Source organism: Smaragdicoccus niigatensis DSM 44881 = NBRC 103563 (assembly GCF_000380645.1).
Taxonomy (GTDB): domain Bacteria; phylum Actinomycetota; class Actinomycetes; order Mycobacteriales; family Mycobacteriaceae; genus Smaragdicoccus; species Smaragdicoccus niigatensis.
Genome location: NZ_AQXZ01000016.1, coordinates 12,440 through 36,724, shown reverse-complemented (window position 1 = coordinate 36,724; position 24,285 = coordinate 12,440). Strand labels below are relative to the sequence as shown.

At 64.0% G+C, this 24,285-nt stretch carries 23 protein-coding genes; 17 read left to right on the top strand and 6 right to left on the bottom strand.

The features are described 5' to 3' along the window. Positions 1-108: 108 nt before the first annotated feature. Positions 109-549, top strand: a complete 441-nt coding sequence (locus F600_RS0110580; protein WP_018160587.1) for a universal stress protein — start codon at positions 109-111, stop codon at positions 547-549. 7 nt (positions 550-556) lie between these two features. On the opposite strand, the gene F600_RS0110575 is transcribed toward F600_RS0110580, so the two are convergent. After that, the gene (locus F600_RS0110575) at positions 557-2,821 is read right to left on the bottom strand and encodes a HelD family protein (protein WP_018160586.1); all 2,265 of its coding nucleotides are present in this window, start codon (positions 2,819-2,821) and stop codon (positions 557-559) included. Positions 2,822-2,974: 153 nt separating this feature from the next. Here F600_RS0110575 and ligD point away from each other — a divergent pair, with 153 nt between their 5' ends. Next, complete coding sequence (gene ligD / locus F600_RS0110570) at positions 2,975-3,937, top strand: non-homologous end-joining DNA ligase (RefSeq protein ID WP_018160585.1); 963 nt, start codon at positions 2,975-2,977, stop codon at positions 3,935-3,937. On the opposite strand, the gene F600_RS0110565 is transcribed toward ligD, so the two are convergent. Then, positions 3,928-5,058: an AI-2E family transporter gene (locus tag F600_RS0110565; RefSeq protein WP_026306399.1), complete on the bottom strand. Its 1,131-nt coding sequence runs from the start codon at positions 5,056-5,058 to the stop codon at positions 3,928-3,930. The two genes, ligD and F600_RS0110565, sit on opposite strands and share 10 nt — an antisense overlap. 92 nt (positions 5,059-5,150) lie before the next feature. Between F600_RS0110565 and F600_RS0110560 the strand changes: the two genes are divergently transcribed. Continuing rightward, a complete protein-coding gene (locus F600_RS0110560) occupies positions 5,151-5,540 on the top strand; it encodes a VOC family protein (protein WP_026306398.1) in 390 nt (129 codons plus the stop codon). 39 nt (positions 5,541-5,579) lie between these two features. Here F600_RS0110560 and F600_RS0110555 read toward each other — a convergent pair whose 3' ends face one another. From F600_RS0110555 to F600_RS0110545, 3 genes are all read right to left on the bottom strand, one after another. Further along, positions 5,580-6,125, bottom strand: a complete 546-nt coding sequence (locus F600_RS0110555; protein WP_156024527.1) for a hypothetical protein — start codon at positions 6,123-6,125, stop codon at positions 5,580-5,582. A gap of 61 nt (positions 6,126-6,186) precedes the next feature. Further along, positions 6,187-7,032 carry a lipase family protein gene (locus F600_RS0110550; protein WP_018160581.1) on the bottom strand — a complete coding sequence of 282 codons (846 nt, stop codon included), beginning with the start codon at positions 7,030-7,032 and terminating at the stop codon, positions 6,187-6,189. A gap of 309 nt (positions 7,033-7,341) precedes the next feature. After that, positions 7,342-7,914: an MBL fold metallo-hydrolase gene (locus F600_RS0110545; RefSeq protein ID WP_156024555.1), complete on the bottom strand. Its 573-nt coding sequence runs from the start codon at positions 7,912-7,914 to the stop codon at positions 7,342-7,344. A 133-nt stretch (positions 7,915-8,047) separates the two neighbouring features. Here F600_RS0110545 and uvrA point away from each other — a divergent pair, with 133 nt between their 5' ends. Next, complete coding sequence (gene uvrA / locus F600_RS0110540; RefSeq protein ID WP_018160579.1) at positions 8,048-10,948, top strand: excinuclease ABC subunit UvrA; 2,901 nt, start codon at positions 8,048-8,050, stop codon at positions 10,946-10,948. A 5-nt stretch (positions 10,949-10,953) separates the two neighbouring features. Here uvrA and F600_RS0110535 read toward each other — a convergent pair whose 3' ends face one another. After that, positions 10,954-11,295 carry a DUF1844 domain-containing protein gene (locus tag F600_RS0110535; RefSeq protein WP_018160578.1) on the bottom strand — a complete coding sequence of 114 codons (342 nt, stop codon included), beginning with the start codon at positions 11,293-11,295 and terminating at the stop codon, positions 10,954-10,956. Between the two features lie 252 nt (positions 11,296-11,547). On the opposite strand from F600_RS0110535, the gene infC reads away from it, so the two are divergent. From infC to F600_RS0110470, 13 genes are all read left to right on the top strand, one after another. Continuing rightward, positions 11,548-12,174, top strand: coding sequence for a translation initiation factor IF-3 (gene infC / locus F600_RS0110530; RefSeq protein WP_018160577.1), 627 nt, complete (start codon positions 11,548-11,550; stop codon positions 12,172-12,174). A gap of 127 nt (positions 12,175-12,301) precedes the next feature. Beyond that, positions 12,302-12,496, top strand: a complete 195-nt coding sequence (rpmI, locus tag F600_RS0110525; protein WP_018160576.1) for a 50S ribosomal protein L35 — start codon at positions 12,302-12,304, stop codon at positions 12,494-12,496. Between the two features lie 75 nt (positions 12,497-12,571). Continuing rightward, positions 12,572-12,958, top strand: a complete 387-nt coding sequence (gene rplT, locus F600_RS0110520) for a 50S ribosomal protein L20 (protein ID WP_018160575.1) — start codon at positions 12,572-12,574, stop codon at positions 12,956-12,958. Positions 12,959-12,960: 2 nt separating this feature from the next. Continuing rightward, positions 12,961-13,758 (top strand): TrmH family RNA methyltransferase, encoded by a 798-nt coding sequence (locus F600_RS0110515; RefSeq protein WP_026306397.1) that lies wholly within the window; start codon positions 12,961-12,963, stop codon positions 13,756-13,758. A 91-nt stretch (positions 13,759-13,849) separates the two neighbouring features. Then, entirely contained in the window at positions 13,850-14,890 is a 1,041-nt protein-coding gene (gene pheS, locus F600_RS0110510) for a phenylalanine--tRNA ligase subunit alpha (protein ID WP_018160573.1), read from the top strand. Then, a complete protein-coding gene (gene pheT / locus F600_RS0110505) occupies positions 14,890-17,361 on the top strand; it encodes a phenylalanine--tRNA ligase subunit beta (RefSeq protein ID WP_018160572.1) in 2,472 nt (823 codons plus the stop codon). The genes pheS and pheT overlap by 1 nt, the downstream gene beginning before the upstream one ends. Before the next feature lie 29 nt (positions 17,362-17,390). After that, a complete protein-coding gene (locus F600_RS0110500; protein ID WP_018160571.1) occupies positions 17,391-18,419 on the top strand; it encodes a hypothetical protein in 1,029 nt (342 codons plus the stop codon). A 73-nt stretch (positions 18,420-18,492) separates the two neighbouring features. Continuing rightward, positions 18,493-19,524, top strand: coding sequence for an N-acetyl-gamma-glutamyl-phosphate reductase (gene argC / locus F600_RS0110495; protein ID WP_018160570.1), 1,032 nt, complete (start codon positions 18,493-18,495; stop codon positions 19,522-19,524). Then, positions 19,521-20,720 (top strand): bifunctional glutamate N-acetyltransferase/amino-acid acetyltransferase ArgJ, encoded by a 1,200-nt coding sequence (argJ, locus tag F600_RS0110490; RefSeq protein ID WP_018160569.1) that lies wholly within the window; start codon positions 19,521-19,523, stop codon positions 20,718-20,720. Before argC ends, argJ begins: the two co-directional genes overlap by 4 nt. Then, positions 20,717-21,625 carry an acetylglutamate kinase gene (gene argB, locus F600_RS0110485; RefSeq protein ID WP_018160568.1) on the top strand — a complete coding sequence of 303 codons (909 nt, stop codon included), beginning with the start codon at positions 20,717-20,719 and terminating at the stop codon, positions 21,623-21,625. Before argJ ends, argB begins: the two co-directional genes overlap by 4 nt. Next, the gene (locus F600_RS0110480; RefSeq protein ID WP_018160567.1) at positions 21,622-22,800 is read left to right on the top strand and encodes an acetylornithine transaminase; all 1,179 of its coding nucleotides are present in this window, start codon (positions 21,622-21,624) and stop codon (positions 22,798-22,800) included. The genes argB and F600_RS0110480 overlap by 4 nt, the downstream gene beginning before the upstream one ends. Next, complete coding sequence (gene argF / locus F600_RS0110475) at positions 22,800-23,735, top strand: ornithine carbamoyltransferase (protein ID WP_018160566.1); 936 nt, start codon at positions 22,800-22,802, stop codon at positions 23,733-23,735. Before F600_RS0110480 ends, argF begins: the two co-directional genes overlap by 1 nt. Then, positions 23,732-24,250, top strand: a complete 519-nt coding sequence (locus F600_RS0110470; RefSeq protein WP_018160565.1) for an arginine repressor — start codon at positions 23,732-23,734, stop codon at positions 24,248-24,250. The genes argF and F600_RS0110470 overlap by 4 nt, the downstream gene beginning before the upstream one ends. Positions 24,251-24,285: the final 35 nt, after the last annotated feature.

The following is a 24,285-nucleotide window of genomic DNA, read 5'->3' as shown; positions in this document are numbered from 1 at the left end:
CCCAAACCGCATAGCAACAGCCAATTCTCAGGCTATCGTCAGCGTTCGACGACTATGTCTCGTGCGTAACTTCAGACGCATTCACATCAGGTGGGAGGCTCGGGGCCAATGACCGCATACTCGACGATCGTGGTTGGTACGGACGGATCGGCGTCGGCGATGAAGGCCGTCGAAAAGGCAGCTCGACTGGCCGGCGACGAGGCTGCGAAGCTCGTCATCGCCTGCGCCTTCCAGGGCAACGAACGTGACCTCGCTGCCGAGGATCTTCTTGGCAACGAGGCGTTCCAGATCCGTGGGTCCGGTCCAACCGATGCGGTCCTGCAGGCGGCCGCCGATCGCGCGGTCGAGCTCGGGGCCCAGAACATCTCGCGGCGACCGATCATGGGTCAACCGGTCGAGGCCCTCATCGGCCTCATCGGGGAGGTCGAAGCCGACCTGCTCGTGGTCGGAAACCGTGGTCTCCGCGGAATCGGCCGTCTTCTCGGCTCCGTGTCGGCCGACATTTCGCGCAAGTCCCCGGTCGACGTTCTCATCGTTCACACGACTTAACAACGACTTAAGCCAGCCGCGACAACTCCGTCGGTAGCTCGCCGGAGTACACCACGGTGAGCCGCTGCGTGGCACGGGTCAGCGCGACGTAAAGGTCGTTGAGCCCGTGCCGCACTTCGTCGAGGATCCCGCGCGGATCGGCGATGATGACCGAGTCGAACTCGAGTCCCTTCGCCTCCTTGACCGTGAGGACCGAAACCCGTTCGTCCGCAAGGTGCGTCAGCTCCGGTACGAGTTCCGCGGGCGCCAGCACGGCGAGGATTCCGGGTGTCGAGTCTCCCGCGATCTCCTTCGCCACCGTGTCCGGAATGTGTGCGCTCTTGATCGCAGTCGGCAGGATGCCGCTGTCTCGCACCGACGTCGGCACGACCGCGGTGGAATCGATCGACTTCAGCACATCCGCGGCGACGTTCATGATTTCGGCGGGCGTGCGGTAGTTCACCGTGAGTTCCGCGAGCTTCCACCGCTTGGCAACATACGGCTCGAGCGTTGTCTGCCACGACGTGGTGCCCGCCGGATCGCTGGTCTGCGCGACATCGCCGACCGCTGTCACCCACCGGTTTGGAATCCGGCGCATGACCATCCGCCACGCCATCTCCGAGAGTTCTTGGGCCTCATCGACGATGACGTGTCCGTACGTCCACGTGCGGTCGCCGGCGGCGCGCTCGGCGGTCGTCCCGCGGGCACCATGTTCGTGCCGGAAAGCGAGCTGTTCGGCGTCGATGAGGTCGTACGCCATCAGGATCTCCGGATCGAGTTCGTCCTCGAGATCCTGTGGTGCAGAACCGGTCAAAATGTCGAGCGCGTCTTGCGCGTCCGCAATCTGGGCGCGCCACTTGGTGCGCGCACGCTCGCGCTCAGCGGTGTCGTCGTAACCGAGAAGCTCGGCGAGCTCGTCGAGAAGAGGCGCGTCGGCAGCACTGAATCCACCGGACGAACCGAGGACCTTCCGGTCCGCTTCACTCAGGTGTGCGGCAGCCGTCGCGAGGCGCTGGGGCGAGGCCCACAACGCGGCGAGGACGTCCGGGGGAGCGAGTTCGGGCCACAATGCGCTGACTGCGGAACGAATCGCATCGTCGCTGCGCAGCTCGGACCGGATGTCCGCGATGTCGTCGCGGCTCAAGAGATTCGAGCCGCCAGTCAGGTTCGCGCCCATTGCGGTGACCACTTGATCGGCGAGCGCATCGAACACCGACGAGATGAAGATCGGGCGGGCCAGGTTGTGCGGGCGCCGCGATGAACGTGCACGGCCACGCGCCCGGGTGACGATTCGCCGATCAAGTACCACGGGGTAGCCGTCGAAACTGAAGGTCAGCGGCTTGTTCGGAACCTCTTGCCGATCCCGAACGGCGTTCTTCAGGACCTCGACGATCGCGAGCGAGCCCTTGAGTTCGGATGCACGTTCGCTGTCTTCACGCGTCGGCTTCACGCCCGGATAGAGCTCGCCAATCGTCGACAGGAGCACGCCGGTCTCACCGAGCGAGGGCAGAACCTGGCTGATGTATTCGAGGAAGGTCGTGTTCGGCCCGATGATCAGCACACCGCTCCGGGCCAACTGCTGACGGTACGTGTAGAGCAGGTAGGCCGCGCGATGCAGGGCAACTGCGGTTTTGCCCGTGCCGGGACCGCCTTGGACCACGAGAACACTCTTGTGATCGGAGCGGATTATGGCGTCCTGCTCGCTCTGGATCGTCTCGACGATCTCGTGCATGTGTCCGGTGCGAGCGGAGTTGAGGGCAGCCAGGAGCGCACTCTCGCCGCCCACACCACCGGCGCCACTTTCAAGCTGACCGGCGGCTTCCGCAGCGTCGAGGTTGAGGTACTCGTCGTTGACTGCGGTGACCCGTCGGCTGCGCGAGCGAATGTGGCGGCGCCGGATGACGCCGTCGGGCGTCGCCGTGGTCGCGAGATAGAACGGGCGGGCCAGCGGGGCGCGCCAGTCGAGGAGCAACGTGCGGAAGTCGTTGGCCTCGTCCAGGATTCCGATACGGCCGACGTAGCGGGCCTCGTCATCGCTATCGAGATCGATCCGCCCGAAACACAGACCGTGTTCGGCGGCGTCGTACTTGGCGATGTCCTCCGTGTAGAGCTGCGTGAACGACTCGCGTTCGCTGCGAGCCTGCGGGGTGCCGCCGGTGTTGAGCAGCACCGACTTCAGCCGCGTCGAGGCATACTCACGCATCTGATCGAGGTGCCGGTACAGGACGTCGAGGTACTGCTGTTCAAGCTCGAGATCGCTGTGCAGGTTCGGGGGTGTTGTGCCGTCGGGCAACGGTCTCCTCTGCGCCGTGGAATTCCGTGCCGGCTTCAAAAGCCGAATTCGATCAAGTCTAGTCGCCCAAACAGTGGCCTGGCGCGACGTAAACTCGCGAATCGGACAAGCGCAGCGACGGGAGACGGCGCTGACGGGTACCGTTGGCGATCGATGGCGCAGCGGAACGTTCCAGCAGTCGAGGTCACGGCGGGTGACCAGGTCGTTCGTATCTCCAATCCGGACCGGATTTATTTTCCGGACCTGGGGATCACCAAGCTCGATCTCGCCAACTACTACCTCTCCGTGGGCGACGGCATTGTGCGCGCACTCCGGAATCGTCCCTGCATGCTGCACCGATTTCCTTCTGGATTGTCGGGCGAGAAGGTGCACCAGAAGCGTCTCCCCGGGGGTGCGCCGGAGTGGATCCGGACGGTCCAGGTGTACTTCCCGCGCTACGGCCGAACCGCGGACGAGTTGTGCGTTCAGCAGGTGGCCGATGTGGTGTGGGCCGTCCAGATGTCGACGGTTGAGTTCCACCCGTGGAACTCGCGAGCGACCGATGTCGAGAAGCCGGACGAGTGGCGGATCGATCTCGACCCGATGCCCGAGTGCACCTTTGATCGCGTGCAGCGAGTCGCTGGCGTCGTGCACGAGGTGCTCGACGAGATAGGTGCAATCGGCTACCCGAAGACGTCCGGCGGCAAAGGCATGCACGTCTACGTGCGAATTCGTCCGGAGTGGGGATTCAAAGACGTGCGCCGGGCTGCGCTCGCGTTCGCTCGGGAGGTCGAGCGGCGCGCTCCGGACGATGTCACGACCACCTGGTGGCGGAAGGACCGCGATCCGGAGAAGTTATTCGTCGACTTCAACCAGAACGCGCGGGACCACACGATCGCCTCGGCGTACTCGGTACGTGGAGTCCCGCACGCAACCGTGTCTGCGCCCGTCGAGTGGTCGGAGATCGCCGAGGTCGACCCGCGGGACTTCACCGTCCTGTCGATGCCTTCGCGGTTTGCGGAGATCGGCGACCTGCACGCGACGATCGACGATCAGCCGTTCGGGCTGGAAGAACTTCTCGCGTGGGCTGACCGAGACGAACGGGATGGAAAGGCCGAGCCGCCCGCTCAGGACTGAGGCGGCTCTGGTTGTGGGTCCGGCGTGGCTGGCAGTTCGTCGACGAGGTCGTATCGATGGCTGTAGGTCTGGACGAGCGCCTGGATCACCGCGACGACCGGAACCGACACCAAGGCGCCCGCGGCTCCGAAGAGTGCCGCGCCGACGATCACCGAGCCGAATGCGACGGCAGGGTGGATGTCCACGGTCTTCGCGGTGACTCGGGGCTGCAGGATGTAGTTCTCCACCTGCTGGTAGACCGTGCCGAATCCGAGGACCCACAGCGCGTCGATCGGGTCTGCGGCGGCGGCGACCAGAGCGGGTAGGGCGATCGCGAGATACGTTCCGAGCGTTGGAATCGCCTGCGAGATGATGCCGGTCCACAGGGCGAGCGGAAGCCAGTACGGCACACCGAGGATGAGCAGCACGATGGCAGTTGCGATGGTGCTGAAGAACGCCAGGATCGCGCGGGATACGACGTACCCGCCGGCCTTCTCGACCGATGTCTGCCACACCTTCGTGATCAGCTTCTGCTGGCGGGGGCGGAAACGGCTCGCGATCGTTCGTCGCAGCTGTGGGCCCTCCGCGGACATGTAGAAAACGAACATGAGGAAGGTCAGCGTCTGGAAGATCGCGCCGATCAGTGTCGAGAGGGCACCGAGAACGCTGGGCGCGAATCGCGAGGCCAGATCCTTGATTCCATTCGGGGACAGATCGACGAGCGACCGACTGAGCTCGAAGTCGGTGTCGAACGTTCGATTCGCCCAGTCCGTGGCGCTCTCGATTGCGGGCGGGAGTGCCTTCACGAGTTGCGCGACCTGCTCGGCAAGCAAGCTGCCGAACACCGCGATGAATGCGGCGGCGAATCCGAGAATGCCGACAAGTACCAGCCCGGTCGCGGCACCGCGACGAAGGCCCTTGCCGCTGAGCCACGCGACGACCGGTTCGATAGTGACGCTGAACAGCCACGCGAGGAACAGCAACCCGAGGAACCCGCTGAGGTTGGTGAAGAGCCAACCGGACATCTGATAGAGCGCGACGGCCACGAGGACAGACGCCAGCACGACCCGGATCGTGCGCGGATCTGCGGTGATGCGGATCGTGCGAACAGGGACTTCCGATTCTGGCGGCAATTCGGACATCACGTCCGGACTGTATCCGATGTCCGTCATCGGCACTCCCCGAGAGGACTAGCGTGGTTCGTGCAAAGGCCGCGATCCACGTGGAGGTCCAGATGTCGGGCAAGGTAGTGCATTTCGAGATTCCATTCGACGACGGCGACCGCGCGCGGAAGTTCTATGCCGACACCTTCGGGTGGGTGATGATGCCGCTTCCCGAGATGGGCTACACCATCGCCATGACCGGACCGACGGACCAGTTGACCGGACCGAGCGAGCCGGGGTTCATCAACGGGGGCATGTTCGAGCGGAGTGACAAGTTCCCGGGCAAGGGGCCGAACGTTGTCATCGATGTTGCGAGCATCGACGACGCGCTCGCCAAGGTTGCGGAAGCCGGCGGAACGGTCGTGACGGAAAAGCTGGCGGTCGGAAGCATGGGCTTCACGGGTTATTTCACCGACACCGAAGGCAATTTGATCGGGTTGTGGGAGTCGGCGTCGAAGTGAGGCCGAGCCGCGGCAAATGAGGCGATTTGCCTCGGCGCTCTAGCGCTTGTCAACGCATGACGCTGAAATCTTGTACGTCGGAACTATCGGACTGTTGGGGTCTGAGTAGGCATTCCTACCGCCCTGGTGGGGTGCTGCGAACTTCGATTTTCCTGTGATCTCGAAGGTCGTGCCACGGCGACTGACGGTGGGTCTCGTCCAGCCCGCGGCGATGTCGTATTGGGCGTAGAACTCGATCGAAAATTCTCTCGTGTAGCGCGTGGTCCGACTGCCCTTCGCGACCGGAATCATGTCGTCCTTGGTAATCACCAGAGTGCGTACCGAATTCATCGCGTCCGACTCGAATTCGACAACTGCGTTCACCGTTGATCGCATCTGACCGCTGCCGATGATGAGCTGGACAGAATTCTGTGCGGTGCGCGCAACCGTGCATGCGAGCGGCTCGGAATTCGTCGTGAAACTGCCGAGGTAAATCTGCGCGACTCCGGGTTCCTGGATGGCGTTCTCCGGTCCGCACCCGATCACGAGCGCACTCAACGCAACCACAAAAGCCCGCGATGCCAGGTGCCAATGAAGTCTGGGCACGATCAGATCTTTCCGGTTCGGGCTAGGTCAACGATGCAGATGGCGGCGTTCCGAACCACGCCTACGAGTCGGCAGCCCGGACGCCCAGGATGGCAGAACAGTAGTTGATCGGCGCATGGTCGGCGAGTTCGCGGCTCGGAATCGTTCCGTGCAACAGACTGCAGAATTCGCGGTACTCGTCAGTCGCCACGCGTCGTTCGCTGTTGATGTGCTCTTGCGGGGGATTGGTGACGATGGTTCCGTCTGCGTTGATGTAGTGAAGAACGCCGGTGTGGACGTACCCCATGCCCTCGGTTGGTACGCGCGGCACTACATCGGCGCAGTTCACGTACCGGTGGTGTTTGATATCGGCGACCGTCTCACCGAACTCCGCGTCCCCGACCCGTGGCGAAGCAAGAGTGACGAGCAGCTGTGGCGGTCGAAGCGAAGCCGCGAGAGTGGCTAGTGCTGCACCCAGGCTGTGGCCGGTGTACAGCAATCGGTCACCCGGTGAGTCTTCGATCGCCTTCTCGACTTGCGGCCAGATCTCGTTGATTGACGCGCGAAAACCGTTGTGCACCTGACCACGCGTGGACCAGTCAGATTTGAGAAACCGGGAATCGGTGAACAGATCGAACGGATCGGACGGCTGGGTACCGCGGAAACTGACCACGGTTGTCTTGCCGTCGGATGCGACGAAGGCTTCGGACCCGTGAACGTCGACCGTTTGGACCGTCCGGAAGCCGACGTGGCTCAGATAGGTATCGAATTTCGTCCGATCGAATCCATCCCAGGATGCGTAGGCGACGCGTGCCATCTCGGCACATAGAACGTCGTCTTTGGTGAAGTCACCACCGATCGCAAAGAAGTCGGTGTCGGAGCCGGGACGCGTGGTGGCAGACCACGAGGGGTCATATGCGATTGGCACGCAATGATTTTGCGCCAATGAGGCGGTCAAGCGGCTCGAAAGCGAAGGGGGACTTCGCCGCCGGCTTCAGCAACCGGCGACTGCGTCCCCCGCGATCACGACAGAACCAACTGCCCGGTCAGCAGGTCCATGATCAGGTTGGTAAATGCGAGGAGGGTAATCACGTCGTGCTCCGATTCGTTCGTGGGGAATTCGAGCCGCAGCTCTGTTGACGAGATTTCTACCCGCCCGTCGAATGGCGCCCACAGCCGTTGGAAAACTCGTTACACCTTCAACTGGAATTCGAGATCGAACCGATGCGCGGCACCGCTACCAACCGCGCGCGTGCCATTCCGGAAGACTTGGTCGCTCGACCCCGAGCGTTGTCTCACGCCCATGACCGGGATAGACCACCGTGTTGTCGGGAAATCGATCGAAGATCTTCCGTTCGACATCGCCGATCAGCTGAACGAAGTCGGCCGGGGACCAGGTCTTTCCGACACCGCCTGGGAAGAGACTGTCACCCGTCAGCAAGTGGGTGACGCCGGCTCCGTCTTCGATCACCAACGTGACAGACCCGGGCGTGTGCCCCTGCAGATGAATGATCCCGATCTTGAGGTCACCCAGTTCGATGACATCGCCGTCTTCGAGTAGTCGGTCGGGCGCGACCGGCAGTTCCGGTGCGTCGAGTGGGTGGGCAGCCGTTGGTGCGCCGGTCCGGCCGACGACTTTCTTGAGCGCCTGCCAATGATCGAAATGACGATGGGTCGTCACGATGAGCTCTAGTCCGTCGGGTGCGTTGTCGGCGATCGCCGAGAGCAGAACGTCAGCGTCGTTCGCCGCGTCGACAAGTAGCGTCCTTTGCGTATTCTCGCAGGTGACGAGATAAGCGTTGTTGTCCATTGGGCCAACGGAGATCCGGATGATCCGGACGCCGGGCAGGTTCCATTCGTCCACATTCCGCAGGCTAACTTGTCAGTGGGTGGGTTTAGCATGCTCCGGGGTTTGCGGACTCCCGGATTTGGAGGAAAGCACAGTGTCGGAACGGCTGATTGTCCGTGGCGCGCGCGAGCACAACCTGCGAGGAGTCGATCTCGACCTTCCGCGGGACAGTCTTGTCGTCTTCACCGGCTTATCCGGATCAGGAAAATCCAGCCTCGCGTTCGACACGATCTTCGCTGAGGGACAGCGTCGCTATGTCGAGTCGCTGTCGGCCTACGCGCGCCAGTTCCTGGGGCAGATGGACAAGCCCGACGTCGACTTCATCGAGGGACTCTCGCCAGCGGTGTCGATCGACCAGAAGGCGACCAACCGCAACCCGCGTTCGACCGTCGGCACCATCACCGAAGTGTCCGACTACCTGCGCCTATTGTTCGCTCGCGCCGGCAAGCCGCATTGCCCGACGTGCGGCGAGATGATCTCCAAGCAGACGCCGCAGCAGATCGTCGACCAGGTCCTCGCGATGGAAGACGGGACTCGCTTCCAGGTTCTCGCACCCGTCGTTCGGACCCGCAAGGGTGAATTCGTCGATCTCTTCGAGCAGTTGAATTCGCAGGGTTACGCCCGTGTTCGCGTCGACGGTGTCGTGCACAAGCTGAGCGAGCCGCCGAAGCTCAAGAAGCAGGAAAAGCACGACATCGAGGTCGTGGTCGACCGTCTCGCCGTGAAAACTGCGATGAAGCAGCGGCTCACCGATTCGATCGAGTCCGCGCTGCGCCTGGCGGATGGCGTGGTCATTCTCGAATTCGTCGACCGTGACGAACACGCACACGATCGAGAGCGCCGGTTCTCCGAGCGCATGGCCTGCCCGAATTCGCATCCGCTCGACGTCGACGAGCTGGAACCCAGGTCATTCTCGTTCAACTCGCCCTACGGTGCCTGCCCGGAGTGCACCGGCCTGGGAACGCGCAAAGAGGTCGATATCGACCTCGTCGTACCCGACACCGACCTCAGTCTCCGCAAGGGCGCTGTCGCACCGTGGGCAACGGGGCAGACGGCCGAATACTTCGAGCGGCTGCTCACCGGACTTTCTGAGCACCTCGAGTTCGATATGGACACCCCATGGAAGGACTTGCCGCAGAAGGCGCGCACTGCCGTCATGCAGGGCACGAATGTCCAGGTCCATGTCCGGTACCGCAACCGATACGGGCGCGAGCGTTCGTACTACGCCGACTTCGAAGGCGTCATCCCATTCCTTCAGCGTCGCCTCGACAACACCGAGTCCGAGATCGCGAAGGAAAAGTACGAGGGCTACATGCGGGATATCCCGTGCCCGGCGTGCGGTGGCTCGCGCCTCAAGCCTGTCATTCTGGCGGTCACGATCGCTGCCGGTGACGACCGCAAGTCGATCGCCGAAGTCAGCGATCTGTCGATCGGGGAGTGCTCGGAGTTCTTGAACCGGCTCACGCTCGGCGCTCGTGAAGAGGCCATCGCCGGCCGAATCCTGAAGGAGGTCGAGGCGCGCCTGCAGTTCCTCCTCGACGTGGGGCTCGGCTACCTGACGCTCTCCCGCGCCGCCGGCACCCTGTCCGGTGGTGAAGCGCAGCGCATCCGACTCGCCACCCAGATCGGATCGGGCCTCGTCGGCGTGCTCTACGTCCTCGACGAACCGTCCATCGGCCTGCACCAGCGCGACAATCGGCGATTGATCGAAACCCTTACGCGGCTAAGGGATCTCGGCAACACGCTCATCGTTGTCGAGCACGACGAAGACACCATCCGGGCCTCGGACTGGGTCGTCGACATCGGTCCGCTCGCCGGCGAACACGGCGGTCGCATCGTGTACAGCGGCCCCTACAAGGAACTCCTCGAACATCCCGAGTCGCTCACCGGTGCATACCTGTCGGGTCGGCTGGAGATCCCCGTACCGATGGTGCGCCGGTCGCTCGACAATAAGCGGATGATCACCGTGGTCGGCGCGACGGAACACAATCTGCGCAAGATCGACGTCTCGTTCCCGGTCGGCGTTCTCACTGCGGTCACCGGTGTTTCCGGCTCGGGCAAGTCGACGCTGGTCAACGACATTCTCGCGACCGTGATGGCGAACAAGCTCAACGGTGCTCGACAGGTTCCGGGTCGCCATGTGCGCGTCACCGGACTCGAGCACCTCGACAAGCTCGTTCAGGTCGACCAGTCGCCGATCGGTCGTACTCCGCGATCGAATCCGGCGACCTATACCGGAGTGTTCGACAAGATCCGCACCCTCTTCGCAGCCACGACCGAAGCGAAGGTCCGCGGATACCAACCGGGTCGGTTCTCCTTCAACGTCAAGGGCGGTCGCTGCGAGGCCTGCTCGGGCGACGGCACGCTCAAGATCGAGATGAACTTCCTGCCGGACGTCTACGTTCCGTGCGAGGTGTGCCACGGTGCGCGGTACAACCGCGAGACACTCGAGGTCCATTACAAGGGCAAGACCATCGCCGAAGTCCTCGACATGCCCATCGAAGAGGCGGCCGAGTTCTTCGAGCCGGTGACGTCGATCTACCGATACCTCAAGACGCTGAACGAGGTCGGTCTCGGCTATGTGCGTCTCGGCCAGTCCGCGCCGACGCTCTCCGGTGGTGAAGCGCAGCGCGTCAAGCTGGCCGCTGAACTGCAGAAACGATCCACCGGTCGGACTGTGTACATCCTCGACGAGCCGACGACGGGTCTGCACTTCGAAGACATTCGGAAGCTTCTGCAGCTGATCAACGGTCTCGTCGACAAGGGCAACACCGTCATCGTGATCGAGCACAACCTCGACGTCATCAAGACGGCCGACTGGGTTGTGGACATGGGGCCCGAAGGTGGCTCGGGCGGCGGAACCGTGGTCGCCCAGGGCACGCCCGAGGACGTAGCCGGAACTGAACGCAGTTACACCGGCGAGTTCCTCAAGACAGTGCTCGGCGAGCGACGGCCCGCTGCACGCCGCAGCCGCGCGAAGGCGAAGGCCGGCTAAGGGCCCTAAATCCGCGCCGGCCGAACTGGCTTCTCGCCGGGGCCTTGGCCGGGCTCGTCCGGGTGAGCCGATTCCTCGCGGAATGCCTTCTGCAGTGCAGATAGTCCGTCGCGAAGCGGCGCCGCATGCGGTCCGAGGTATTCGACCGAGGCGTTGATCAAGCCGGCGAGCGCCGTGATGAGACGACGGGCCTCGTCGAGATCCCGGTGCGGGCTGTCCTCCGGGTCGTCGTGACCGAAGCCGAGCTTCTCTGCCGAAGCGCTCATGAGCATCACGGCAGCGCGGCTGATCACCTCGACAGCTGGGATTTCGGCGAGTTCGCGAACCTGGGGAGCCTCGTCAGTCATGGTGGCAAGGATACGGTGCCACCGGGATTAGGAAGATCACCGCATCATCCTGCTAGACTGTCCGATGACGACCGCCCAGGTCACGTATCTGGGCAGCAAGTGGAGCCCGCCTCCCACCGTCGATCAATTGCGATCGTACGGTTCCGGTCATCCGACACAGCAATATGCTGCGTGTTGGGACGTGCCTTGTGCGCGTATTGATCGGTCGGCATGGGCCCTGCATCGGTGGAATACCGAGGCGGGGCTTCTTTGTTGAGTTGGGGTTCACGCACCTGCGTAGCGGTCCGACGACGACCGTCAAGCCTAGGAGGCCCCATCAGCACTGAGACTCGCATCAACGAGCGAATTCGCGTTCCCGAAGTCCGCCTTATCGGACCGGGCGGTGAACAGGTCGGAATCGTTCGAGTCGAAGATGCTCTTCGCGTCGCACTGGAAGCTGATCTCGATCTTGTAGAAGTCGCGCCGGACGCTCGTCCGCCGGTCTGCAAGATCATGGACTACGGAAAGTTCAAGTACGAGACAGCCCAGAAGGCGCGCGAATCTCGCAAGAACCAGCAACAAACGGTGATCAAGGAGCAGAAGCTCCGCCCCAAGATCGACGACCACGACTACGAGACCAAGAAGCGCAACGTTGTTCGCTTCCTCGAAGCCGCGTCGAAGGTCAAGGTCACCATCATGTTCCGTGGTCGTGAGCAGTCGCGACCGGAACTCGGCTTCCGCCTCTTGCAGCGTCTCGCTGCGGATGTGCAGGAGTTCGGGTTCATCGAAATCCCGGCTCGCCAGGATGGACGCAACATGACGATGGTTCTGGCCCCCCACCGCGGACAGAAGACCCGGCCAAAGGGTGCTGCAGCGTCAGACGCTGCACCCGAGGCCTAATCCGGCAGAAACCGCGGCCCGCGTGGAGATCATCCACGCGGGTTGGTTTGTGCCGAAAAGACTTTCGCTGCCTCGGCAGCAACAAGGCAGACGCCGCTCGCGGCGTACAAGAAACGAGGGAGAACTAATGCCCAAGCAGAAGACGCACAGTGGGGCGAAGAAGCGCTTCAAGGTGACCGGAAGCGGAAAGCTCATGCGCGAGAAGGCGAACCGTCGCCACCTCTTCGAGTACAAGACCTCGCGTCGCACCCGTCGCCTCGAGGGTGACACCGTGGTCAGCGCTGCTGACACGCCGCGCATGAAGAAGCTGCTCGGTATCTAACTCTTCCCCCCGCCCGAGGCGAAGCCTCGGCAAAGACAACTGCGGGCTCTCCGCTTGATTTGAAGGATTTGAAAAGTGGCACGCGTCAAAAGGGCCGTCAACGCGCAGAAGAAGCGCCGTACCGTTCTCGATGCCTCCAAGGGCTACCGCGGACAGCGTTCGCGCCTCTACCGGAAGGCGAAGGAGCAGCAGCTTCACTCGCTGACCTACGCCTACCGCGACCGTCGCGCTCGCAAGGGTGACTTCCGCCAGCTGTGGATCACGCGTATCAACGCCGCAGCTCGTGCGAACGACATCACCTACAACCGCTTCATCCAGGGCCTCAAGGCCGCTGGCATCGAGGTGGACCGCAAGAACCTCGCCGAGATCGCCGTCTCGGACCCGGCTACCTTCACTGCTCTGGTCGAGGCTGCTCGGGCCGCCCTTCCGGCTGATGTGAACGCGCCGACCGAGGCTGCCTGATCATCGAGCCACTCACCGAGCGTTCTGGCCGTGTCGTCGCGGCTGCCAAGCTTCACCGCACGGCGGCCCGGCGCAAGGCTGAGCGTTTTCTGGTGGAAGGCACCAACTCGATCGAGTCCGCGATTCCTGCGGGCCTGGTCGTAGAGCTTTTCGTAACAACCGATGCCGCCGAGAAGTACCAATCCCTGGTCTCGGCGGCATCGGCATGTGGAGCGCCGGTCACCATCGTGACCGAGCGTGCTGCGGCAGCATTGTCGGACACCGTGACTCCCGTTGGCATGGTCGCCGTGTGTCGAACGGTTGACGTCGACCTTGCGGACATCCTCGACCGGAAGCCGTCCCTCGTCGCGATGCCCGTCGAAGCCGGCGAGCCCGGCAATGCGGGAACCATCATCCGAGTTGCCGATGCGGCGGGCGCGGACGGTGTCGTGTTCGCTGGCGACTCGGTCGACCCGCACAACGGCAAGGTCGTTCGTTCGGCGGCGGGTAGCCTCTTTCACCTGCCCGTTTGTCGTGAGCGTTCGATCACGGATGCGATTGCGGCGGCGCGGGCGAGTGGTCTGCAGATCCTGGCGACCGCGGCATCGGGCGAAGTAGGTCTCGCGGACGCTGGGCCCTTGCTCGAGCGCCCGACCGTTTGGCTGTTCGGCAACGAGGCGCATGGCTTGTCCGACGAAGTGACCGCGCTGGCGGACGCTCGGGTCAGCATTCCGATCTATGGCCGCGCGGAGAGCCTCAACCTCGCGGTTTCGGCCGGGATCTGCCTGTACGCAAGCGCTCTGGCCCAACACCGGAAATGAGCCCGCGCAAAACCGCTTCGCTCGATGTCAGTGGCATCGCCTAGCATCTAAGACCGGCGCAAACGAGTTCGAGACGAGAGATCACCAACCCGTGACTGATACCAGTGGTTTGAGCGAGGCTTCGCTGAATTCTGCGGCGGAGGCTGCGATTGCCGCGTTCGCGGCGAGCACCGATCTCGATGCTCTCGCCGAGGCGAAAGTTCAGCATCTCGGTCAGCGTGCGCCCATCGCGCTCGCACGGACCGCGCTCGGCCAGCTGCCTGGTCCGGACCGTGGACCCGCCGGCCGTCTCGTGAACGTCGCGCGGACCGCAATCAACGATGCGTACGAGGCCCGTCGTGCCGAGCTTCTCGTCGAGCGAGACGAGGCCGTCCTCCGCTCCGAGACCATCGACGTCACGCTCCCGGCTGACCGCCGCGAACTCGGTGCGCGGCACCCGATCACCGTTATCGCTGAGCAGGTCGCGGACATCTTCGTCGCGATGGGTTGGGAGATCGCGGAAGGTCCAGAGGTCGAGACCGAGCACTTCAACTTCGATGCGCTGAACTTCCTTCCGGATCACCCGGCTCGCACCATGCAGGACACTTTCCACGTCGCTCCCGAGGGTTCGCGTCAGGTTCTCCGTACGCATACATCGCCGGTGCAGATTCGGTCGATGCTCACCCGTGAGCTCCCGATCTACGTCGCGTGCCCTGGGCGTACGTTCCGCACAGACGAACTCGACGCCACGCACACGCCGGTGTTTTCGCAGGTCGAGGGTCTCGCGGTCGACAAGGGTCTGACGATGGCGCACTTGCGCGGCACGCTCGACGCGTTCGCCCGTGCTCTCTTCGGCCCGACCGCCAAGACGCGTATGCGCGCCAACTACTTCCCGTTCACCGAGCCCTCCGCCGAGGTCGACGTCTGGTTCCCCGAAAAGAAGGGCGGCGCCGGCTGGGTCGAGTGGGGCGGCTGCGGCATGGTCAACCCGAACGTGCTGCGGGCGTGCGGCATCGATCCTGACGTCTACTCCGGCTTCGCGTTCGGCATGGGTCTCGAGCGGACCCTCCAGTTCCGAAATGGTCTGTCCGACATGCGTGACATCGTCGAAGGCGACGTCCGCTTCACTCTTCCGTTTGGAGTACAAGCCTGATGCGGATCGCGCAATCGTGGTTGACGGAGATCCTGTCGAGCGCCAATCCGGGTTGGTCGGCAACGACGGAGGAGTTCGCCGAGCGTTTCGTCGGTGTCGGACTCGAGGTCGAGGAGATCGATCCGCTGACGCCGGTCGACGGCCCGCTGGTTATCGGTCGCGTTCTCGACATCGAGGAACTGACCGAGTTCAAGAAGCCGATTCGCTTCTGCCAGGTCGAGGTCGGTGAGGATGCGCCGCGCGGCATCGTCTGCGGTGCGCGCAATTTCGCCGTTGGCGACCTCGTTGTAGTGGCGTTGCCGGGTGCCGTCCTGCCGGGCGGATTCGCGATCGCCTCACGCAAGACCTACGGACGCAAGTCCGACGGCATGATCTGTTCTGTCGCCGAGTTAGGGATCGGCAAGGACCACTCGGGAATCCTGGTTCTCGAGCCGGGTTCGGCGAATCCCGGCGATGACGGAAACGCGCTTCTCGGTACCAGTGACACGGTCATCGAACTGAACATCACGCCGGACCGCGGCTACTGCTTCTCGGCTCGTGGAATGACGCGTGAGCTTGCCTGCGGCTGGGATCTGAATTTCGACGATCCGGCCGCCCTTGCCATCGCGGCCGCGAGTGGGGAAGCGTGGCCGGTCGAACTTCGCGACGAGACCCGCGCCGAGCGTTTCGCGCTGCGCCGCGTCACCGGGGTGAACCCAGCCGCGACCAGTCCCTGGTGGTTGCAGCGCCGTTTGCTGCTGTCGGGCGTGCGCCCGATTTCGCCTGCGGTCGACGTGACGAACTACGTGATGCTCGAGTTGGGCCAGCCGCTGCACGCCTTCGATGCGGCGAAGGTCCAAGGAACGCTGGTCGTGCGTCTCGCGGAGGCGGGGGAGAAGCTGCGCACACTCGACGAAGCGGAGCGTCCGTTGCATGTCGACGACGTCGTCATCGCTGATGACTCGGGCGTCATTTCGCTTGCGGGCGTCATGGGCGGCGCAAGCACCGAGGTCGGCACCGAGACCACGGACGTCCTTCTCGAGGCCGCCACCTGGGACCCCCTGTTCACGTTCCGCACGGGTCGTCGACACAAGCTGACCAGTGAGGCCAGCAAGCGATTCGAGCGCGTCGTCGACCCGGCGCTTCCGGCGGCGGCCCTGCAGCGGGCCGCGGATCTCCTTGCGGAGATCACCGGTGGCACCGTCGAGCCCGTGTACACCGAGGTCGGGTTGCCGGTGCAGGTTCGTGCGAGCGTCACGTTCGATGCGGACCTGCCGGATCGCATCGCGGGCGTCGCGTACCCGGTGGGCACCACCGCGGCCCGATTGACTCAGATCGGGTGCTTGGTCACCGGTGAGTCGGTCCTCACCGCAACCCCGCCAAGCTGGCGGCCCGACCTCGGGCAACCTGCTGACTTCGTCGAGGAAGTTCTCCGGCTCGAGGGCCTGGAGAAGATTCCCTCGGTCCTTCCCGCAGCTCCGGTCGGCCGCGGCCTGACGGCGACGCAGAAGCGCCGCCGCGCGATCGGCAAGGCGCTGGCGTTCGAAGGCTTCGTCGAGGTTCCGCCGCCGGTCTTCCTGCCTGCCAAGGTCTTCGACGTTTGGGGACTTCCGGCGGACGACTCGCGCCGCAACACCACCAAGGTGCTGAACCCGCTCGAGTCGGACCGTCCCGAACTCGCGACGACGCTCTTGCCGGGACTCCTGGAAGTTCTCGGGCGCAACATCGCTCGTGGTCAGCGTGATGTCGCGCTGTTCGGGATCGCCCAGGTCGTGCACCGGGGTCCGAATACGCGTGCCGTTCCGGCATTGCCGGTCGACCGGCGTCCGACCGATGAAGAGATGCAAGAGCTTCTCGACTCGTTGCCGGCGCAGCCGGTGCACGTCGCCCTGACCTTGACCGGACTCCGCGAGCCCAGTGGCCCGTGGGGCAAGGGTCGCCCGGTCGAAGCGGCCGATGCGTTCGCCGCGGTCGACGCGATCGGCCGGACTGCCGGCGTCCGCATCGAGCGCCGCGCCGCGCAGTACGCGCCGTGGCACCCCGGACGCTGTGCCGAGCTGATCGTCGACGGCGAGGTCATCGGCCATGCCGGAGAGTTGCACCCTGCGGTTCTGGAGCGCGCCGGCCTGCCGCCGCGAACCTGTGCCGTCGAGCTGTCGCTCGATTCGCTGCCGGTCGTCGAGAACCGTCCCGCGCCAGTCGTTTCGGCGTTCCCTGCGGTGCTCCAGGACGTGGCCGTCGTGGTCGACCGCGAGGTTGCTGCGAAGGCCGTCGAAGACGCGCTCCGCGAGGGGGCAGGCGAACTTCTCGAAGAGATTCGGCTGTTCGATGTATTCGAGGGTGCCCAGCTTGGCGAAGGGCGTAAGTCTCTCGCGTTCGCCCTTCGGTTCCGGGCGAGCGACCGTACTCTGACCGAAGACGAAGCGAGCGCGGCCCGCGACGCTGCAGTGGCCGCCGCATCCGCGTCGGTGGGGGCGAGCCTGCGCGGCTAGGTCGTGCTTCCATCAACACGAGGGGTGCAATGACCGGCGACGACGCTGCGCGCGACTTGGCTGAAGGGCTGTTGTCGGCCCAGGTCGACTACATCATCGCCGAGATGAGCGATGAGCGATTCGTCGCGAATGTCTCGGTCGACACCGCCGCGGTGCTGGAGGTGCTCGAGTCGGTCCGCGTTGTCGACACGATCGATTCGGATCAGGTCAAAGACACGATCCGGATGTTTTTCATGGACATTGTCGGCAGCCAGTTCGCCGGCGACATGGCCGTTGCGGTCGCCGATGGTGTCTACGATGCCTCGGCGAATGAGGACTTCTTCCTCGGCAGCGTGATCCCGCGCGCCAACGTCGATGAGTTGGTCAAGAAGGTTCTGTCGATGCACTCGCTGCAGGACCGACTTCTCGAGAGGTTCACCGAGAGCCCGCTGCTGGCGGTCGTTGCATCGCGGTTCGTCGGGCAGTTGGTCGCGGACTTCATGCACAACAGTCGCGAACGCGCCGAGCGCATTCCCGGCGTGGCACCCGTTCTGTCCTTCGGCCGCAACGCGACCTCGCGATTCCGCGGAGAGAAGACCCTGGATCAGCGAATCGGAAACGTCGCGGCCCGCGGCGCGCAGGCGGCTCTGCGGCGCACCAACACCGCGATCCGTCATCTGCTCCGTGACCCATCCTTCGGCGATGCCATCATGCAGGTGTGGGACTTGCATGCGAACGAGCCGGTCGCTGATCTACGCCTGTACCTGACGCAACTCGACCTTCGAGAGCTGGTCGAGATCGTGTACCGGCTACTGCTGTCCGTGCGCGAGACTCCGTATTTCGACCTTCTTCTCGACGATTGCGTCGATGTCTTGTACGCCAACTACGGCGAGCATTCGGTACGCGCGCTGTTGTCCGAGATGGGCCTCTCCGGAGAACACATCGAGCAGGAGATCGTGAAGTACGCGCCCGGGGTGATCGCGGCCGCGGCGTCGTCTGGCGTGCTCGCGAGCCTGATTCGTGCGCATTTGGAGCCGTTCTACTTCTCTCCCGCAGTGCTGGCGATGTTGGCACGCTGAATGGAGTCGACGACTTGTCGGCGCTATGCATATACTTGCAAGGACATGCATAACCATTAATCGAGGAGGGCTGATGCGGGTCGCGGTTGCCGGTGCAAGCGGCTATGCCGGAGGCGAGATTCTGCGTCTGTTGTTGGCGCATCCAGCGTTCGTCGACGGACGTCTCGAACTGGGCTCGTTGACGGCCGGTTCGAACGCCGGCAGCACCATGCGCGAGCATCACCCGAATCTCTTTCCGATCGCGGACCGAGTTCTCGCGGCGACCACGATCGACGAATTGGCCACCCACGATGTCGTCTTTCTTGCACTTCCACACGGAAAGTCGGCGGAGATCGCCGAGGCGTTGCCGGACTCGATCGTCATCGTGGACTGTGGTGCAGACTTCCGGCTACGCGACAGCAGTGATTGGGAGAAGTTCTACGGAACTCCGCATGCCGGTTCGTGGCCTTATGGCATGCCGGAACTTCCCGGTGCCCGGGCTGCTCTCAATGGTGCAAAGCGGATTGCCGTCCCCGGTTGCTATCCCACCGCGGCATCCCTCGCGCTCGCACCGGCCTTCGCAGCAGGTCTCGTCGGCCCACAGGCGACGATCGTTGCGTTCAGCGGTTCTTCGGGCGCTGGTCGCTCGCTGAAACTCGATCTGCTTGGTGCTGAAGTGATGGGGTCTGCGCGCGCTTATGGCGTCGGTGGCGTCCACCGGCATACGCCGGAGATCAAGCAGAACCTGTCGGCCGCGGCGGGCACTGAGGTGACCGTCTCGTTCACTCCGGTGCTGGCGCCGATGCCGCGCGGCATTCTGGCCACGTGCACCGCACCGACGAACGCCTCGATTGACGAGGTTCGCGCGGTGTATGAGAAGGCGTACCAGGATGAGCCGTTCGTGCAACTCCTTCCTGACGGCCTTTTCCCGGCGACGTCATCAGTGGTCGGCTCGAACATCGTTGCCCTCGGCATCACCGTCGATTCCGATGCCGGACTGCTGATTGCGGTCGCGGCCGTGGACAATCTCACGAAGGGCACTGCGGGAGCGGCGATTCAGGCGATGAATCTCGCGCTCGGCTACCCAGAAACAGCAGGTCTTCCCATGATTGGAGTCGCTCCGTGAACGGCAAGCTCGTCAGGACGCAGGGCGTCACCGCCCCGCTCGGATTCCGTGCGACGGGTATCGCCGCCGGTCTCAAGAAGAGCGGCAAGCCGGATCTCGCTCTCGTCCTCAACGAGGGTCCGGACTTCGCGGCAGCCGGCGTATTCACCACCAACAAGGTGAAGGCCGCCCCGGTGCTGTGGTCGCAGCAGGTGCTCACCACCGGCCGGCTCCGCGCGGTCATCCTGAACAGCGGTGGAGCAAACGCTTGTACCGGCCCGGGTGGCTTTCAGGACACGCACACGACGGCGGAGGCCGTTGCCGCCGCGCTGACCGATTGGGGTTCGGAGACCGGCGCGGTCGAGGTTGCCGTGTGTTCGACCGGTCTCATCGGCGACCGACTGCCCATGGAGAAGCTGCTCAAGGGCGTCAAAGACATCGTTCATGAGATTCACGGCGGCATGACCGGCGGCGATGAGGCCGCCGCGGCCATCATGACCACTGACACCGTGCCGAAGCAGGCGGCGTTTCACGCCGCTGACGGCTGGAACGTGGGTGGAATGGTCAAGGGCGCCGGCATGATCGCGCCGGCACTTGCGACGATGCTGTGCGTCATCACCACTGACGCGTCGGTTTCGGCAGAACAGCTCGACATCGCTTTGCGGAAGGCCACGCGCCTCACCTTCGATCGCCTCGACGTCGACGGCTCAACCTCGACAAACGACACGGTCCTTCTGCTGTCGTCGGGTGCGAGCAACGTCAGCCCGACGCAGCAAGAGCTCGACATCGCGGTGATGGCCGTATGCGACGACCTTGCCGCCCAGATGCAGTCCGACGCCGAGGGTGTCACTAAGCGCGTCCGCATCACGGTGGCAGGTGCAGCCAGCGAGAACGAGGCGCTCATCGGTGCCCGGGTCGTGGCTCGGGACAGCCTCGTCAAGTGCGCTTTCTTCGGTTCCGACCCGAACTGGGGACGCGTGCTCGCGGTCATCGGCACGGCTCCGATCGACCTCGACCCGGATAAGGTGTCGGTTCGGTTCAACGGAGAGTTGGTGTGCGAGAACGGAGTTGGTGCCCCGAACGCACGCTCGGTCGACCTCCGCGGCTCGGACATCGAGGTGAGCATCGAACTCGGCCTCGGAGCGGGCATCGCCACGGTGCGGACCACTGACTTGTCGCACGCGTACGTCGAAGAGAATTCGGCGTACTCGTCATGACTCTCGTTGGTTTGAGTGCCAGCGAAAAGGCGCATGTCCTGGCGGGAGCGCTGCCGTGGCTGCAGCGGTTCCAGGGCAAGACGGTCGTCGTGAAGTACGGCGGCAACGCCATGGTGGACGACAAGCTGAAGGCAGCGTTCGCGGCGGACATGGTGTTCCTCCGGAATGTCGGAGTGAAGCCCGTCGTCGTCCACGGTGGCGGCCCGCAAATCAGCGCGATGCTCAAGCGGCTGGGTATTCAGGGTGAGTTCAAGGGCGGCTTCCGCGTCACGACGCCTGAGGTCATGGACATCGTGCGGATGGTGCTGTTCGGCCAGGTAGGGCGTGAGCTCGTAGGCTTGATCAATGCCTACGGACCGTACGCGGTCGGTATCACCGGCGAAGATGCGCACCTGTTCACGGCAACGCGGCGGCAGGCCGTCGTCGATGGTCAGCCGGTCGACGTCGGACTCGTCGGCGACGTCACGAGTGTCGATCCCGCCGCGGTTCTCGACCTGATCGAGAGCGGGCGGATTCCCGTGGTCTCGAGCATTGCTCCGGACCATGACGGCATCGTTCACAACATCAACGCCGACACCGCGGCAGGTGCGCTCGCGGTGGCGATCGGCGCCGAGAAGCTCGTCGTTCTGACCGACGTCGAAGGTCTGTACACCAACTGGCCGGACCGCAGTTCGCTCACTTCCAAGATCGACGCCGATTCGCTGTCGACGCTCCTGCCGTCGCTCGACTCGGGCATGGTTCCGAAGATGGAAGCGTGCTTGCGGGCTGTCCGCGGAGGCGTCGGCTCGGCGCATGTCATCGACGGTCGTCTCGCACATTCAGTTCTGCTCGAGCTTTACACCGGGGAAGGTATCGGAACCATGGTCACTCCAGGTGCCCTGAGCGAACCGGAGATGCAGTCATGACGCACACCCAGGAGATGCAGCAGCGGTGGTCTGCGTCGATGATGAACAACTACGGCGTACCGAACGTCGCGCTGGTGCGTGGTTCCGGCGCGGAACTGTTCGACGCCGACGGCAAGCGGTACCTCGACCTGCTGGGCGGCATCGCGGTCAACTCGCTGGGACACGCGCACCCGGCGATCGTTGAGGCAGTCAGTAGCCAGATCGCGCAGCTCGGCCACACCTCCAACTTCTACGTCAATGAACCCGCGTTGGCCTTGGCAGAGCGCCTCCTCGCGCACCTCGGCGCCGAAGGGCGCGTCCTGTTCTGCAACTCAGGAACCGAGGCGAACGAGGCTGCGTTCAAACTGTCGCGTCTGACGGGGCGGACCAAGATCATCTCGACGATCGACTCGTTCCACGGTCGGACGATGGGTGCCCTCGCATTGACCGGTCAGCCGGCCAAGCGGGCGCCGTTCGAGCCGATGCCGCCCGCAGTCGAATACGTGCCATATGGCGACGCCGAAGCATTGGATGCGGTCGTCGACGGCGAGACTGCCGCGATCTTCCTCGAACCGATTCAGGGCGAGAATGGCGTTGTCGTTCCACCTGAGGGCTACCTCGCGGCGGCGCGAGACATCGCGACCAAGAACGGCGCTCTGCTGGTCTTCGATGAGGTACAGACCGGGATCGGACGCACCGGTTGGTTCTATGCCCACCAGGCCGCGGGGGTCACACCCGATGTCATCACCTTGGCGAAGGGGCTTGGTGGAGGCCTTCCGATCGGCGCGTGCATCGCGGTCGGTGAGGCGGCGTCGTTGTTCCAGCCCGGAATGCACGGCAGCACGTTCGCCGGAAATCCGGTGTGCGCGGCCGCCGCGATGGCCGTCATCCGCACGATCGAGTCGGAAAACCTTGTCGCGCATGTTGATTCCTTGGGCAAGCACATCTCTGCCGGGATCGAGGCGATGGGTCACCCGCTAGTGGCTTCCGTACGCGGCGCAGGTCTACTGATCGGTGTCGTGCTGAACGAGCCGGTGTCGGCCAAGGTCGAGGTCGCAGCGCGCAGTGCCGGGTTCCTGCTCAATGCGGCCAAGCCGGCGGTCCTGAGACTTGCGCCGCCACTTATCCTCTCGGAGCAGCAGGCGGACGAATTCCTGGATGCACTTCCGGGGATTCTGGATGGAGTGGGGGACTAGTGGCAGCGTTGCGGCACTTCCTGCGTGATGACGATCTGACGCCGGCCGAGCAGGCTGAAGTGTTGGCGTTGGCTGCGGAGATCAAGAAGGATCCGTTCTCTCGTCGCCCCCTCGAGGGGCCGAAGGGCGTCGCGGTCATCTTCGACAAGAACTCCACCCGTACGCGGTTCTCGTTCGAGGTCGGCATCGCCCATCTCGGCGGACATGCGGTTGTGGTCGAAAGCCGGATCACCCAGATTGGTCGGGAGGAGACTCTCGAAGACACGGGCCGGGTGCTCTCCCGCTACGTCGACGCGATCGTGTGGCGCACGTTCGAACAGCAGCGTCTGATCGATATCGCTAGCGCGGCAACGGTTCCCGTCGTCAACGCGTTGTCGAACGAGTTCCACCCGTGCCAAGTTCTCGCGGACCTGCAGACGCTGGCCGAGCAGAAGGGCACCCTCGCCGGGCTCAACCTCACGTATTTCGGTGATGGTGCCAACAACATGTCGCACTCGCTCATGCTCGGTGGGGCTACGGCCGGCATCAACGTTTCGATCGCTTCACCGGCCGGTTTCGAGCCGGACCCGCAGGTGCTAGCGGACGCCCGTCGACGCGCTGCGGAAACCGGTGCGACGATTACCGTCTCGAATTTTCCGAAGGCTGCAGCCGATGGTGCGGACGTTCTCGTCACCGATACCTGGACCTCGATGGGGCAAGAAGAGGACGGTCGCGACCGCCATTCGCCGTTCCATCCGTTCCAGCTGAACGAGCGGCTGCTCACCTACGCAGACCCGAACGCCGTTGTGCTCCACTGCCTTCCCGCTCACCGCGGCGAGGAGATCACCGACGAGGTCATCGACGGACCGCAGAGCGTGGTGTTCGACGAGGCGGAGAATCGCTTGCACGCCCAAAAGGCTTTGCTCGTCTGGTTGCTCGAACGGTCTGGACGATGACTCCTGCGGACTTCTCATATCCGAAGCAGCAGGTCGAGGTCCCGGCGCTCCGTACGCGTGCAGCGCGCCAGGCCCGCATTGTCGAGTTGTTGTCGGCGAACGTCGTCCGCAGTCAGACCGAGCTGGCGTCGCTATTGGCGACCGACGGCATCGAGATCACGCAGGCCACGCTATCGCGTGACCTCGATGACCTGGGTGCGGTGAAGCTCCGCTCACCGGACGGCGGCGGCGCCTACGTCGTCCCCGAAGACACGGGGACGATCCGTGCGACCGGCGGGGGAGTCGAGCGGCTGTCGCAGCGCCTGAGCGAACTCATGGTGTCGGTGGATTCCAGCGGGAATCTGGCAGTACTGCGCACGCCACCGGGGGCGGCACACTTCCTGGCCAGCGCCATAGACCGGTCTGGGATGCCGGAAGTGGTGGGCACGATCGCGGGAGACGACACCATCATGGTCGTCGCCCGGGAACCACTGACCGGCGCTGAACTGGCGGCCCGGTTCGAAAGTTTGACCTGACTCGCGACCGATTTATCTGCACGCACAACGAGCAG